Here is a 14,602-nt window from a genome sequence, read left to right on the forward strand (position 1 = left end):
GTGGTGCTTGTGGTGAGAGAGAGGAATACGGCTACATGCCGCCTTCCTTCTTGAGGTCCCTGATGAGTTTCACAAGTTGCTCGGTTTGGCCGGAAAGCTCCTGAAGGGCGTCGGTTGCTTCTTCAACACTTGCGGCGGTGTCCATGGCAATACTGTTGATCTCTTCAATGGCGTGGGTGATTTCCTCGGAAGCTGCGGACTGTTCTTCCGCCGCGGTGGCGATGGACTGAATCTGTCCGGCCGATTCCTCGGTTCCGCTCACGATCTGCGAAAGGGTGGTGCCGGAGGTATTGGCAAGCGAGGTCGCGTGCTCAAGGTCCTTCACCGCAGCCTTCATGGCAGAGACGTTGTTGGCGGCCACACGCTGGATGGACTGGATGGAAGAGCCCACTTCCTGCGTGGCGTGCATGGTCTTTTCAGCCAGCTTGCGCACTTCGTCTGCAACGACCGCAAAGCCTCGCCCGGCTTCGCCCGCACGGGCAGCTTCAATGGCGGCGTTCAGGGCAAGCAGGTTGGTCTGGTCGGCGATGTCGGAAATCACGGTCATGATATTGCCGATGGCCTTGGCCTGCTCATCCAGCTGCGCCATGTCGGCGTTCAGCGCCTCGGCCTGCTGCTGGGTCGAGTTCATGGCCTTGATGGACTGATCCACGATCTTGGCACCTTCCTGCGCCCTGTCGCGTACAGTGGAACCCTTGTCGGCCGCGTTGCTCGCGTTCTGGGCAACTTCCAGCACGGTGGCGTTCATTTCTTCCATGGCGGTTGCCGTGGTCTGGATGCGGTCGCGCTGGGTTTCCGTTCCCTGACGTATGCCGGAAGTTTTGTTGGAAATTTCCGATGTTGCGTGTGAAATGGCGGCGACAACGGCTTCCAGCTGGCCTGCCGCATGCAACATGCCTTCCGCGCGGGCCTTCTGGGCCTTTTCAAGCGCTTCCTTCGCCTGCTGTGTGGCAGATTCCGCAGTTCTTGCCTTGTCTTCGGCCTCATCGGTCTTCCGGGTGATTTCCCGCATATTTTCAGACAACTTCAGGGCCATGCTGTTCAGCGAGGCGTAAATCTGCCCCATCTCATCCATACTGCGCGGGGCAAGCTGTTTGTCGTAGCGTCCGGCGGAGATGTCGTTGAGGAAGCCCACAACAGCACCGAGCGGGCGCAGCGTGGTGAACTCAATGAAGAACCAGATGAAAAGAGTAATGAGCAGCAGGCTGGCACACCCGATGTAGACGAGCTTGGTCAGGGTGTCGTACACGGGCACCATGATCTCGGCCTTTTCCTTCAGGCCTACCAGCTTCCACTTGGTGTGGGGAGAGGTGACGATGACGCCGAGGTATTCCTTGCCGTCGACCGTCACATCCGCATAGCCGCTGCCTTTTTTGAAGAGCTCATCAAGGTGGGGGCTGGAAATCTCGCCAACCTGCTTGAAGTTGTAATCGGAGTGTTTGGGATCGGCCAGAATGACACCGTCATCCTGAATGAGCACCATGTAGCCCGTTTCACCCAGACGGATGGAGTTCACGAGGTCGGTCAGCTGCTTCAGGGATATATCCACCCCTACACAGCCTATGATTTCACCATTGCGCTTTACCACACGCATGACGCTGGTGACAGCCTCTCCGGTGGTGGACTTGTATGCCTTGGATGCGGCTGCGCTGTCGGGCGTCTGCAAGGCTTCTTTGTACCACGGGCGCTTGCGCGGGTCGTAGCCTGCGGGCATTGCACTGTCGACAAGAGCACTTACGAAGGCGCCGTTTTCAGTACCCAGAAACACTTCTACATAGGCGGGGTGCGAGCGTTGAACCGCAGAGAAAAGTTTGACAATTTCCTGCCCCACAGTGTCGTCCTGGTCAGGCTTGGCGGCGCGCGATGCCGTGGTGTTCACATGCGAGGTGGTCACCTCGTCTATGCGCATGGCAATGGGGAAAGACGCAAGCATGTTGGCGTTTCGCTTGCTCTCATCCATGAAGAGGCTGATGGCAGTATCAACCTGTCCCAGCTCGCCCTTGACAGACTCATGGCTTGCCCGGTTGGACTGGTTGCTGACAGTGATGCCTACCGTGATGAAGATTCCTGCCAGAATCAGCACCACCACCGTCAGCAGGCCTGCTATGATCTTGAATTTCAACGACCGGTTCATACATACTCCTCGCTTTATGTGGGCCGTAATCTACCTTGCGTGTTTTCACGCAATCGGAACACAGGCAGCCGGAGTCCCTGCACCAGCAGAGCTGGAACGTTGTACGGGGCCTCTTGTATGTGTTCCTCTCTCCCGCCGCAAACTGCAATCGGCATAACGGCCAAATGCGGTCCCATGCCCGTTATGTCTGCCGGATACGTTATTTGTTCATATCCTGTGTCGTCTTGGATACCCCCCCTGTGAATCCGGCAGAGATTATGGGGCTTATGTTTAATATAATGCATACATTCATATAAAAAATAAACACCTAATAGAAAATAATAATAACGAAAACGGGCCGGCACAAAAAGTGTCGGCCCGTTACGGTGCGGTACCAAATTGTAGGCAGTGAGAGCGGAATTACAGCGTTACGACGTGCAGCGTCTGCTCGGTCCGCTGAACAGTGCGGTGATATCTGACGTCGGGATGACCGAACATCATGACATATCCGTTCGTATGGTTCTCGGGTACGCCCAGTCTGGCTTTCATGTGGGGAAGAACGGAAGAGAAGGCCCATTTGGCAAAGCCGCACCAGACTGTTCCCAGCCCGAACGAGGCTGCCATGAGTTCAAAATAGCTGAGTGCGATGTAGGGGTCGGATTCAGGGCAGGGAGAATCTTCAGGCGCGGTTACCCAGAGCAGATGCGGTGCGCCCCGGAAGACGATATCCATGCCTCTGCCCCAGAGCTTTGCCAGGGTGCCGAAAAACTCCATGCCTTCAGGAAGGCCTTCGGCCGCCATGCGCTGAAGAATACCTTCGTAAACCTCACTTCTGATGCTGTCCATGACTGCCATGTCGTCGATCAGCAGAAAGTGCAGGCGAAGGTTGTTCTTGCCGGTGGGAGCGCTTCTGGTGATATCCATGAGGCGTGTGAGCACGTCCCTGTCCACGTTTTTCTGCTTGTACCGACGAACGGAACGCCGCCCTCTGAGCAGGGTTTCCATCTGATCGGGGGTGGGCATGTTGCCTCTGAGCGGCAGGCTGTCGGCAGGGTTCTTGCCGAGGATAGACAGCGCAGCAGTGGGACAGACTGTCAGGCAGTGCTGGCACCGCAGACATGCCTCTTCCTTTTCGGGAAGGATGAAGGGAACGTCGTCGCGCATGCCGATTATGCCCATGGGGCAGTCTTTGACACATTCTCCGCAGCGTACGCACGCTTCTTCGTTGATGGTGAACTGTAACATGATTCCTCGTCTTCATTTTCGGGGAGCGGGCTCCCTGTATTGCTATCAGGCAGGAACGGCAAATATAGCACGTACCGCCGGTATGGAAAGAAGGCACAAAAAAGGTACTTGGGGGTGCTCATGTAACCGTGCTTCCGAAAACGTTCGCTCGAAACTGTATGTGCGGAACTGTGTGTTCAGAATCGCGCGTCCGGAATTGAGGAGCCGGAAAAATGCGTCGGACGGGGCAGGCAGGAGTAGGTGCAGTCCTGCGGCTGTCGGGTGCCGGAAGAGTGGTGGTTACTCCCAGTCTCACAGGAATGCAAGAATCCCCTGCCGCATTGTTACGGGGCAGGGGATTCTTGTTTGGGAAAGAGGCTGAACCGTGTTGGCTATGGCTGGTATTGTTGAGTCTGGGCCGGTCGCGCCCGATCGTGCAAACCGCGTCTGATCACGTGTCGTTTGGGCCGGGCCAGGGCGCGATGAGCCGCTACGGTCTAGGGCAGCCTGTCGAAGATGGCCTGCTCCAGCGTGCGTGCGCCATGATCCTCATGCGTATAGTGCACTCGTACATAGGGTTTTGTTATGCGGATAAGACGCTCAAGGCGGATGGGAGTGCCGAGCAGCACGGTGTCGCAGTCCGCATTGTTGATGCTGGCTTCAAGATCGGCCAGTTGCTTGCCGGAATACCCCATGGCGGGCAGCGCCCTGCCGATGTGGGGATAGCGGGCAAAGGTTTCGGCAATGGAGCCTGCGGCGGCGGGTCTGGGATCGACAACCGATGCAGCGCCGTAGATGTCCGCAGCTATCTGCGCGGCCCCATAGCCCATTTCGCCGTGCGTCAGCGTGGGGCCGTCTTCAACCAGCAGAACGCGCTTGCCCTGTACCATCTGCGGCGTATCCACCGTGACGGTGGACTTGGCCAGCAGCAGCTCCGCAAGCGGAGCATGGGTGCGCACGGATTCCGTAACCTGTGCTATGGCGGGCAGCGGAGCCGAGTTTACTTTGTTGATGATGGCTATGTCCGCAAGGCGCAGGTTGGTTTCGCCGGGATGATAGGTGCGTTCGTGTCCTGGGCGCAGCGGGTCGAGCACGGTAATGTGTATGGTGGGGCGTATGAACGGGGTGTCGTTGTTGCCGCCGTCCCAGACAATGACATCGGCTTCCGCTTCGGCCGCGGCAAGGATGCGGGCGTAGTCCACCCCCGCGAACACGGTGAACCCCTGCTCCACATGGTGTTCGTATTCCTCGCGTTCTTCAATGGTGCAGTTTGCGGCGTCCATGTCTTCAAGGGAGGCAAAGCGTTGCACGGCCTGCTTTTCAAGGTCTCCGTACGGCATGGGGTGGCGGATGATGGCTGTTCTGATTCCCCTGTCGCGGAGCATGGAGCATATGTGGCGGGTGACAGGCGACTTGCCGCAGCCCGTGCGCACAGCGCAGACGGCGATGACCGGCTTGGCGGAGTCCAGCATGGTCTGCGCGGGGGCTGCCAGCATGAAGTTGGCTCCGAGGGCGTTGACCAGCGAGGCGCGGTGCATGACGGTTTCGTGCGAGATGTCGCTGTACGAAAAGACTGCCGTGTCCACGCGGTGCAGCTGTATCAGTTCCTGCAGCCTGTCTTCCGATACCACGGGGATGCCTTCGGGATACCGTCCGCCCGCCAGCGAGGGGGGGTAACAGCGGCCGTCTATGTCCGGTATCTGCGTGGCCGTGAAGGCGACAACCCGGTATTCCGGATTGTCGCGGAACAGGACATTGAAGTTGTGAAAGTCGCGTCCGGCAGCGCCCATTATGATGATCGTGCGCATGGCAGCCTCCTCGGATGGAAAACCGTGTGCGAAATTATGCCGTAGAGGCAGCCACTGCGGCACCTCTGCGGGTGTCGGTCCTTTCTGCGGTAATGGTGCCGTCCGCAACTTTGTAGAGCGCTGCGGAAGGGGCCGTTGCAAGCAGGGTATCCGCTGTCTGCGGATGGCAGGTGAAAAAGAGAATCTGGTTGTGTTCCGCCAGTTCGGCAAGGGCCTGTGCCGTGAGCGAGGCTCTGCCGGGATCGAAGTTGACGAGAATATCGTCCATGATCACGGGCAGCGCTTCCGCCCCTGCGGAATGGCTGAGGATGAAGCCGAGCCGCAGCGCAAGAAAGAGTTGCTCGCGGGTGCCGCGGCTGAGCTGGTCCGGCAGGCGGCTTTTGCCCCCCGGCAGCAGGGCGCGGATGGAATCATCTTCCAGACTGGTGTGCAGGCCGGAGTATGCCCCGCCCGTAATGGTGCGGAAAAAGCCGCTGGCATGGCGGATGACCGCAGGCTGGCGCTGTTGTTCAAAAGTGCGCTTGGCGGAGAGCACCAGCTGTCGTGCCATGGCATGGCGCGCCCACTGGCGGCTGAGCTGGTGCAGGTCTTCGCGTATGGCGGCTTCGCGGCTGCGCAATTCCGACATCTGCTCTGCATTGGCCAGATTTTTGAGAGCCGTGCTGCTGTCACTTATCTGCTGCCGCAGTTCATTTTCCTGCTTCCTGTCGTCGGCAAGGGCGCTGTCGAGCGTTTGCAGCCGGGCGGCCAGTTCGGCCTTGGCATCGCCGGAGAGCGGTTCGGCAAGAAAGGTTTCCAGCAGCAGAGCGGGAGATGCCTGCCCTTCTGCGGAATCAGGGGAACTGCCTGTTTCGGCTCGGGCAGTCCCTGCCGCCAGCGCCGCTTCAAGCGATGCCTGCAGGGGTGTCATTTCGTTCAGTACGGTCACGCGTGCCGCATAGGCAGCTCCGCGCTGGCGGAAGCGTTCTTCAGCTTCGGATAATGCCTCCGGTGCATCATGAGCGGGCTGTGCACCACCGTGCCGCAGCAGCTCAAGGTGTTCAGCCTCGAAGGTGCGCAGACGGTTCTGACATGTCTGCAGGGCGCCGCGCAGTTCGGGTAGTTCCCGTTCCAGTGCGGTGTGTTCCGCAAGCGCTTCGCGTGCGGCGGCAAGGGCCTGCGAAAGCCTGTCGGTTGCAGCCAGCCGGTCTGCCAATGTTTTTCCGGTTCTTCCCTGCTCTTCGCTTTGTGCTGCCATCGGCGATTCTGACCCGTCATGTGAACCGGACAGGTGCAGAGCCGCCTGTGCCGCTGCTAACAGAGCATCCTGCCGTTCGGCATAGGCATCGGCTTCTCGCTGCAGAGCGGTATGATGCCGCATCTGCTGTTCAAGGGTATCGAGAAGCTGCACGCCCTCGCCCACATGACGCAGGGCAACAAGGGCTGTAGCAGGGCTGAGGGTGGAGACAAGGCCACGGACGGTGAGCCACTCGCGCCACTCTGCGGCAAGGGTGTTCCTTGTGTTGGCAGCGGCCTCTTCCCGCTGCCGTGCGGCTTCGACTGCCGCAAGGCATTGCTTTGCCTGCGCGTCTCTTTCTGCGAGCATCTGAGCTGCGCGGGCCTGTTCCGTGGCGGTTTCCCGCTGCCTGCGGGCATTGTCCACGGCGTGGTCGGCAAGGGAGAGCAGTTCGTCTTCCGAGGGCGAAGCGGCCTCGGGGGACAATTGCTTTGCCAGTTCAAGGTAGCTGTCCACGGCGGAACGCATGGCGGCGGTTTCCTGCATCGCTGTTTCCAGCCCCTGTAGTCTGGCACGTATGCCTTCCACCCTGTCGAAAATGGAGAGAGCCACCTCGGGTGTTGCCGTGGCAGGCAGCTGCAGGTCGCGCAGCCGCACGGACCAGTTCTGTCTGGCGAGATCGCGTTCATTCCGCGCGCTGTCCATGCTGCGGACTGTTTCGGCCAGTTGTCTGGCCAGCCGTTCCCGTTCCTGCCGCAGTTCTTCAAGCGAACGGAGCAGGCGGTGATGATTTTCCGCCGCATCGCGCATGGCGTCTGCGGCAAGTTCCGCTCTGTCGAGATCTGCCTGTTCAGGCGAAGCCGCTCCGGCTGCCACGCACAGAGACTGCATCTGTTCCGTGAGGCCGTGCAGCTTGGCTTCTTCCTGCTCGATCTGCGCCTGCAGTTCAGCATCCGGAGCGCCGGAGCGGGCGCGCAGATACAGCAGGGCCGCGCCGCACAGAGACACAAGAACAAGCCCCGCGGCGGCGTATAGGGGGACTTGCGGAATGTGCATGGCGACAGCCTGCGGCAGTTGCGCAAGGTTCGCGGAGACGACACTCAGGACACAGCCTGCGGCAAAGACAAGGGCCATGATGGAGTACCCCGCAGCAAGCAGGGCCGGTGCAGGGCGGGATGCCTGTCTGACGGACTGTTGCGTGCACAGGCTTTCGAGTCGGTGGCGCGCTTCTACAACATCGCGCAGCAGGCTGCGCAGCGAGCGCAGGGCGGCTTTGCGGGCCTCGGCCTCTTCGCGTGTAGGGGCAACATGTTGGCGTATTTCGGCCTGCCGACCGGCAAGGCGCTCATCATGCTGTTCCAGTTGAGTTGCGGCGGACTGGTGCAGCACCGTTGCGTCGTGCAGGGCGCGTTCTGAGTCGGCAAGGGTGCGGGCTGCCCCTGCCACGGCTTCGCGGGCCGTGAACGAGGTGTCGAGTGCGAGAATGTGCTCGCGGTGCCAGTGGGGAACCAGCCGGACAATATCCGAATCCAGTTCCTGTTCGGTCTGGGAATGGGTCTGTCGCCTGCGGGGCAGATCGCTGAGAATGCGCCGCACATGCTCGCGGCGTGCGCCCAGTTCTTCCACCAGCGCGGGGTCTGCCATGGTTTCCTGCCCGCAGAGGCGTGCAAGGTTGGCCTTGGCATTGTCGCGTTCAGTTTCCGCTTTTTCCAGCTCCCGCTTGCGCACTTCATGCTGTTCGCGGGCGTGGGCAAGCCCTGTATCTGCCTGCTGCATGGCATCGGCAAACTGTTCAATGCGCTCCTGCGTGAACAGGGAGCGGTCGAACGTGCGCAGGCGGTCGGCATCCCATTCGTTGCCAAGGGCTTCCAGCGTGCGGTGCAGTGCAGCCTGTGTGCCGGAAATATCCCGTGCGGCAGTGGCTATCTGCTCGGCAAGCGACCGGTAACGGCCCTTTTCCTCGGCCAGTGCCGTGATTGCCGACTGATGGCTGATGACGGTCTGGTGAGCGGGTATGGCAAGCTGCTGCCGGCGCTCTTCAAGGCGGGAAATCTTGAGGGCAATGCCCTGCTGTTCCGCGCGGCGTTCGGCAATGGCTTCGCGCAGACGCTCCAGCCGGAGAACGCCTTCATCCGGAAAGTTGTCGATAACCGGCGCAATGGAGGCAAGCTGTGCCCTGAGCTGCTGAAGCCGCTCCCCCTGTTCCCAGAGGGAAAGCCTGCGTTCTATGGCATTGCGCTCGGCAAGCTGGCCTGCCTGCCTGTGCTGCAGCGATGTCAGTTCACTGGTCATGGCATCCCGCAGGGCCACGGTTGCTTCATATGCCTGCACGGCGTTGTCGCATTCCCGTATCTGGCGCAGGGTATCTTCCAGTTCCGCAAGTTTGCGGTTCATCAGGGGTTTTTGTCCGCTGAACTTGTAGAGGTTCTCCATGGCGGCATCGAGCGACTTGAGCACCTGCCCCACCGGTTTGGTGGCAGCGCCGAAGCTGGCTCCGTACAATGCGTGCCGCACCTTGTCGCCGTTCAGCGAGGCAAGCTCCTGCAATTCGGTGAGGGAAAAGCCGTAGACGGATTCGTATACTTCCTTGGTGACGCCGCCGAGGAGCGTATTCAGTAACTCGGTATCAAGCGGTTCGCCCGAATTTCTGTGCAGGGAAACCGGACCGCCGCGAACACCGGGCCTGCGCTCCATACGCAGCAGGCCGTGCGTTCCCGTGTGCAGCAGCAGACTGCCACCGGGCGTGCCGCCGCGCAACGCGGGGGTGAACTCCCTGTGGCTGGGCGTGGGATAGCCGAAGAGGATGTGGCGGAAAAAACGCAGGCAGGTGGTCTTGCCCGCCTCGTTGTTACCGAGAAAGATGGATATGCCGTCCGGCAGGCCGTTGACGTTCTGTCCGGCAAAGATGCCGAAGCCGTCCATGGTGAAATCGCGGATGATCATTGGTCGGCCTCCAGCATGTCCATGCACAGCAGTTCGGCTTCTTCCAGCAGGTGCAGCAGTTCAGCCGCATCCGGCGGGTCAATGGCCTTGCGGAGTTTGGGCTTGTCGAACATGGGGGCCAGTGCCTCGGAAAAATGTGTGGCTACGGCGTCCTTGTCATCCTGCAGCGCAAGGGCCATGCGCAGGGTTTCGCCCAGCAGGTCGGGGCGCCTGCGCTGGGCGTCCATATCCGCATCGGGGCGGCAGGCAAGCTCGATATCCTTGATCCAGATGAAGGGGCTTTGCACGGCAAGAGACTCGCGCAGCCGCTCCAGCAGGTCGGTCAGTGTGCCGGGGGCGCGCAGAAGTGTGTCCAGCGGCCCGCGCCCTGTGAGCGTGATGCGCAGCACCATACCTTCCGGTGCGGCAGGCGTTATGCCCCACGGCTTGCCTGCGGCGTCGCAGGCTTCAAGCGATTCGGTAAGGGCGTTGTCTGCCGCGGCAAAGAGGGCGTCGTCCAGCCGCTCTGCCGTTTCGTGGCCGGTAATATCCACTTCGACCTTTTTCCACACAACGGATGCCAGCGGGAACAGCTCTGCCTGCAGGGTGTGCCTGTCACCTTCAAGAATCATGCATCCGTGCAGGCCCTGTTCGTTGATATGCAGACCCTGCGTGCTGCCGGGGTAGACGACGAGCGGGGTGCGGCTGACCTGCTGCGGTTCGTGGATATGGCCAAGGGCCCAGTAGTCCAGCCCCGTGGCGGAAAGTTCCTTGAGGGTTGCGGGGGCGTATATGTCTGCCGAGGCCACCGCATCAAGGGTGCAGTGAAGCACGCCGACCTGCACGGTGTCATGCAGGGTGCGGCTGAACTTGCGGGCAAGGGATTTGCGTTCACGCGCCGTTGCGTGGCTGATGCCGTGTACCACTGCCACGAGGTCATTGTTGCGGGGCACTTCCACCACATCCACGGCGTCCGTGCCGAAGACGGTGACGTTGTCCGGCAGGGTGATGGACGCGGCACGGCTTGAGTAAGGATCATGGTTGCCGTGGGCGATGAAGACACGGACTCCTGCCTCACGCAGGCGCATGCAGCCGTCTCTGAGCGTCAGCTGGGCTTTGAGGCTGCCGTCTTCCTGATTGTAGATGTCGCCCGCCAGTACGAGAAAATCGGGCCTGAGCCTGCAGCCGAGTTCCACCAGACGGTGAAAGGCCGTGAACGTGGCGCGTTGCAGGGTAGTCCGGACGGAGGCCGGGGCGTCTGAGGCAATGCCTTTGAAGGCGGCATCGAGGTGCAGGTCTGCCGCATGGATGAAGCGTAGCGGGCGGTCAGGGGACGTTGATGGCATGTCTCGTGTGGGTCTCGTGTGGCGGCTACAGGGTTGGCGATACGTCGGCAGGGTTCCGTTTCCCGCAGGGGGCGTGTGCCGTGCAGGAGCGGTTCACCGTACCATAAAGCGCGGCCGACATGAATGGGCAATTGTGCACGTGGGGTGGAAAAAAGGCGTGATTTCCCGATAGCGCAGGAGAGCTATGCAATACGGCAGCAGTGTGAGGACGGTAGTACAGATTCGGCTGGTGGTGCCGGATTGTCTGAAAACAGTGGGGAGGGGGAGTGAATGCGGACAGATGGGCTATCAGCCGGTGTCAGTCATTGGAGATCAGATGGTGCTGCTTGTCAGAATGAGATTGTTTGGACTCGGTATTAGTCTGCTCGGAATTTGCCGGGGGGCAGGTGCCCGGCTGCTGGGTGCTGCTCACGGTGGTGCAGGGCGGCGGGGGTGGCATGACCATGCCCGCCTGCAGGTTGCGCTCGATGATGTCGTGAATGGCATCGGCAACGGCGGTAGCAGTGGCCTGATCCTGCTGGAAGATATTCTTGCCTGCGTCCACGCGCACCTTGGTCACGTTGTCCGTGATGCGGGTAAGCTCGATGATCACAGGATAGTCGGTGGTTTTGGCCGTGAATATGTCGCCTTTTTCTTCGGGGGCGATGTTGTCCACATTTATGGCCATTTCCCGCAGCGCGGCATGGGTTGCCCTGTATACGCACCAGTATGGCTGCGGGTAGGAGCGTTCCACGACGTCTTCCATGGTCTGCTTGGCCGTGGCAACGCCTGCCGCGGCAAGGCCGACAGCCGTGACAACGCATCCTGTCTGCAACAGGAGCAGGCACAGGGCGAGAATGGTCAGGCAAATACGGAAGTGGCGCATCGGGATTCGGGAGTCCTTGTCGGAAAAAAGGCAACAGCACATGTCTTACTGTAGCGGAAGGTAGCAACACCTGCCAAGCAGGTCAACAAAACTATGCGCAGGTGTGCAGAAGCGCGGCATGGCCGGAAGAGCCGCAGGGGCAGAATCCGAATGAAAGGTCAGAATGAAAGGCCAAAATGAGAGCCCGGAAGGAGAGGCCAGAAGGAGAGGCCAGAAGGAGAGGCTAGAAGGAACAGCCGGCAAGGTCATCATCAGTGATGGCAAACGGCGCTGTCCATTCCGGCAGGCAGGTGAATGCCTGATCCGTGGCGAAGTCTTCCGGCCGGTCGGATTCGGGAGCAAGGCCGGGCAATACAAGCTTCCATGCGTGCAGCAGCATGCCCTGCGGACAGGCGGGGCCGCCATATTTGCGGTCGCCGAGAATAGGGAAACCGCGTCCTGAAAGCTGCACGCGTATCTGATGGGTCCTGCCCGTATGCAGACGAATGGCAAGCAGTGTGGTCTTGCCGGTACGCAACACCGGAACCACCGTGCAGGATGCCTCTTTGGCTGTTCCCGCTCCATTGCGGCAGTCTTGGGCGGCGGAATGGTTTTCTGCGGTGTTCAGGCGCAGCACTTTTTCCCGTCCTCGCCCACCCGTTCCGGTCCCTTCCGGCTCTTGAGAAGTGGCGCGCTTGGCCAGAGTGTCATGCAGAGTACGCGGGCCGCTATCCGGCCAGTCGCTCTGCACCCACGCGAGATAGTACTTCCCTATGGCGTGTTCATTGCGGAACAGGGTGTGCAGCGACTGCAGGCGTGCATAGCTGGTGGCTACCAGCAGAAGGCCGGATGTATCCCTGTCCAGCCTGTGAGCCGGAGTGGGCATGAAGGGAGCGTTTGCGAAACAGGCGGCAAGTCTGGTGGTTACGGCATCTGTATGGCCCGTTCCGGGCTGGACGGGCAGTCCGGCCGGTTTGCGGAGTATCAGCAGGCCTTCAGCCGTTGCGGCAACGGGGAGTCCGGCCTTGGCAAGCCGTCCGACGCCGTCCTGCGTTGCAGAGGGAACGATAGGATTGGGGGATATGCCGTCTGCTGCTGTGGCTCCGTTATCGTTGTGAGAGTCGCAGTGCACGGAGGCGGTGTCGGAATGAAAGGGGGGAACGCGGACGATGTCACCCGCATCAAGCCTGTCAAAGGGCTTTACCCGCCCCTTGTTCAGGCGCACCTGGCCGGTGCGTATCCAGCGCATGATGGCGGCCTTGGGGACATCCTTGCCCAGTCTGCGTTGCAGGAATTGCAGCAGTTTCTGGCCGGATTCCTCCGGAGTGACAGTGATGTGCAGTACCGTGGCCATGCGTGCTACCTGTTGCAGTTCCATAATGAAAAAAAGCCCGGTGAACGGTGTCCACCGGGCTTTGCGGGACATGTATGCAGCCGGTTATTCCGACTTGTAGTCCTTGTGGACTTCAGTAGTAGGACTGGTCTTTTCCAGGTCGAGCGGGAAGGCGAGCAGCATGGTCTTGCGGTCACCCATGCCGGTATTGCCGGGGTGGGTGTTAATGCAGACCACGAGATCGCGGATACCGTCGTTGTTTACGTCCTTCACGTCAAAGGCGACAACGCTGCCCTTGATGCGGCGGGTCTTCCACTGCAGGCCGAGGCCCACACCATCCCAGAAAAGGGAGTGGATTTCACCCTGCGGGAAGAAGCGGTAGCGGTCGAAGAACTGTGCAGCCACGGAAATGGGCTTGTTCACCAGCAGTTCGTAACGGCCGTCGTTATCGAAGTCCGTGGGGATCATGGACAGCGGAATGAAGTACTTGGAGGAAATGAGCAGCGTATCCTTGCCCATATTGTTCAGAGACTGGTCCTGCAGCAGGCCGATGGAGGCACCGGAGTAGCCATCGTCGGTTTCCGCAAGGCGGGCGTACTTCTGGGAGTATACGCGCAGGTGTTCGCTGTCCGCTTCCAGCACGATGAGCTTGGGATCTTCAGTGGTGCTGGCAGGCAGCCATACGAAGTTGAACAGGTTGGTGCCGGTGGGCAGGTCGATCTTGCGACCTCTCTCCCATCCGCTGCTGGCCTTGACCATCTCGTACACAGGCTCGCGCCACATGTTGTTGCCCTTGGAAAGGCGCTGGCCGATAATCACGGGCATGTAGTCCGGAGGGAACTTGGCAATGTTGAGCAGGTAGGGAATTTTTTCGTCCTGCACGGTGAACTTGCCGTTCTGGAAGTTCAGGATGAAGGAGTAGGGAGCCTGCTCGGAGTCCACGGCGCAGACCACGATTTCCATGACGCCGTCACGGTTGAGGTCGGCTGCACGTACGGAAATCAGGGAGAAGCGCAGAGCGGCTTCATAGTTGCCGAGGGGGGTAAGGCGGGTGCCGTCAAAGGAGTATGCGCCCAGCGCATGCTCGGAAAGCAGAAGCACTTCGTTCTTGCCGTCGCCGTCGATATCGTCAACAACCATGCCGTGCGCAGCAATCTTGAGCGAGTTGGAGCGCAGGCGGTTGCCTTCGTCCGTGTCACCGGCATAACGGAACTGCGGGTTCAGGTATACCTGCTGGTTGGCGGTAAGCTGGTTCTGCTGGATGGACGGGTTCATCTGGTTGACCATGTTGGTCTGAGCGGCATCAGCGGCGGGAGCTTCCTCGCGCTTGAACACTTCGCTGTTGATGGACTCGGCAATGTTCTTCAGCGTGGGGATCATCTCGCTGACCTTGCTGGAGGCGGAACGGGGCCAGTTGGAACCGTCCTTGCCTGCAACCTGCAGGTCGATGGAGCTTTCGTCACCGATGATGGTGGTGGAGCCGTAAATGAGATAGTCCACACCTATCTTCTGCAGGGCGGCCTGTGCCTGAGCCTGCGAGGAGGGAGTGGCAATGCCGCTGTAGGCGGACTTGTCGACGGCCACAAAATTATCCTTCCAGTACAGACGGGAAGTCAGCATCTGGGGAATGGCTTTTTCGAGATGCTTGTAAGAGGCGGGGCCGTTAACCTGAAACGGAAGAACCGCAAAGGTCTTCATGCCTTCCGCATAGGCGGAAAGGACGCCTGCCGCCATAAACAGGCAGGTCAGGAATGCCGTACGCACGGTAAGACGCATACTGTCTCCTTGAAAAAATT

Annotated in this window: 8 protein-coding genes; all 8 read right to left on the minus strand. The window is 60.2% G+C overall.

What is annotated here, in order from left to right; genetic code table 11:
- Window positions 1–31: 31 nt before the first annotated feature.
- Window positions 32–2,134 (minus strand): methyl-accepting chemotaxis protein, encoded by a 2,103-nt coding sequence (locus tag HUV30_RS16650; RefSeq protein WP_174406629.1) that lies wholly within the window; start codon window positions 2,132–2,134, stop codon window positions 32–34.
- A gap of 399 nt (window positions 2,135–2,533) precedes the next feature.
- A complete protein-coding gene (locus HUV30_RS16655) occupies window positions 2,534–3,358 on the minus strand; it encodes a nitroreductase family protein (RefSeq protein ID WP_174406630.1) in 825 nt (274 codons plus the stop codon).
- A gap of 476 nt (window positions 3,359–3,834) precedes the next feature.
- Window positions 3,835–5,145, minus strand: coding sequence for a cyclic 2,3-diphosphoglycerate synthase (locus tag HUV30_RS16660; protein WP_174406631.1), 1,311 nt, complete (start codon window positions 5,143–5,145; stop codon window positions 3,835–3,837).
- Window positions 5,146–5,179: 34 nt separating this feature from the next.
- Window positions 5,180–9,304, minus strand: a complete 4,125-nt coding sequence (locus HUV30_RS16665) for an AAA family ATPase (protein ID WP_174406632.1) — start codon at window positions 9,302–9,304, stop codon at window positions 5,180–5,182.
- On the minus strand, window positions 9,301–10,629 hold the full coding sequence (locus HUV30_RS16670; protein ID WP_174406633.1) for a metallophosphoesterase family protein: 1,329 nt from the start codon (window positions 10,627–10,629) through the stop codon (window positions 9,301–9,303). The genes HUV30_RS16665 and HUV30_RS16670 overlap by 4 nt, the downstream gene beginning before the upstream one ends.
- Window positions 10,630–10,927: 298 nt before the next feature.
- Window positions 10,928–11,494, minus strand: a complete 567-nt coding sequence (locus tag HUV30_RS16675) for a DUF3568 family protein (RefSeq protein ID WP_174406634.1) — start codon at window positions 11,492–11,494, stop codon at window positions 10,928–10,930.
- 223 nt (window positions 11,495–11,717) lie between these two features.
- Complete coding sequence (locus HUV30_RS16680; protein ID WP_174406635.1) at window positions 11,718–12,827, minus strand: RluA family pseudouridine synthase; 1,110 nt, start codon at window positions 12,825–12,827, stop codon at window positions 11,718–11,720.
- Between the two features lie 84 nt (window positions 12,828–12,911).
- Window positions 12,912–14,582 (minus strand): FG-GAP repeat domain-containing protein, encoded by a 1,671-nt coding sequence (locus tag HUV30_RS16685; protein ID WP_174406636.1) that lies wholly within the window; start codon window positions 14,580–14,582, stop codon window positions 12,912–12,914.
- Between the last annotated feature and the right edge of the window lie 20 nt (window positions 14,583–14,602).

The organism is Desulfovibrio subterraneus (assembly GCF_013340285.1).
Classification (GTDB): domain Bacteria; phylum Desulfobacterota; class Desulfovibrionia; order Desulfovibrionales; family Desulfovibrionaceae; genus Halodesulfovibrio; species Halodesulfovibrio subterraneus.

What these genes read in the sequence shown, in the direction of transcription:
- HUV30_RS16650 (WP_174406629.1), bottom strand. Translation starts at nt 2,134, where the DNA reads ATGAACCGGTCGTTGAAATTCAAGATCATAGCAGGCCTGCTGACGGTG.
- HUV30_RS16655 (WP_174406630.1), bottom strand. Translation starts at nt 3,358, where the DNA reads ATGTTACAGTTCACCATCAACGAAGAAGCGTGCGTACGCTGCGGAGAA.
- HUV30_RS16660 (WP_174406631.1), bottom strand. Translation starts at nt 5,145, where the DNA reads ATGCGCACGATCATCATAATGGGCGCTGCCGGACGCGACTTTCACAAC.
- HUV30_RS16665 (WP_174406632.1), bottom strand. Translation starts at nt 9,304, where the DNA reads ATGATCATCCGCGATTTCACCATGGACGGCTTCGGCATCTTTGCCGGA.
- HUV30_RS16670 (WP_174406633.1), bottom strand. Translation starts at nt 10,629, where the DNA reads ATGCCATCAACGTCCCCTGACCGCCCGCTACGCTTCATCCATGCGGCA.
- HUV30_RS16675 (WP_174406634.1), bottom strand. Translation starts at nt 11,494, where the DNA reads ATGCGCCACTTCCGTATTTGCCTGACCATTCTCGCCCTGTGCCTGCTC.
- HUV30_RS16680 (WP_174406635.1), bottom strand. Translation starts at nt 12,827, where the DNA reads ATGGCCACGGTACTGCACATCACTGTCACTCCGGAGGAATCCGGCCAG.
- HUV30_RS16685 (WP_174406636.1), bottom strand. Translation starts at nt 14,582, where the DNA reads ATGCGTCTTACCGTGCGTACGGCATTCCTGACCTGCCTGTTTATGGCG.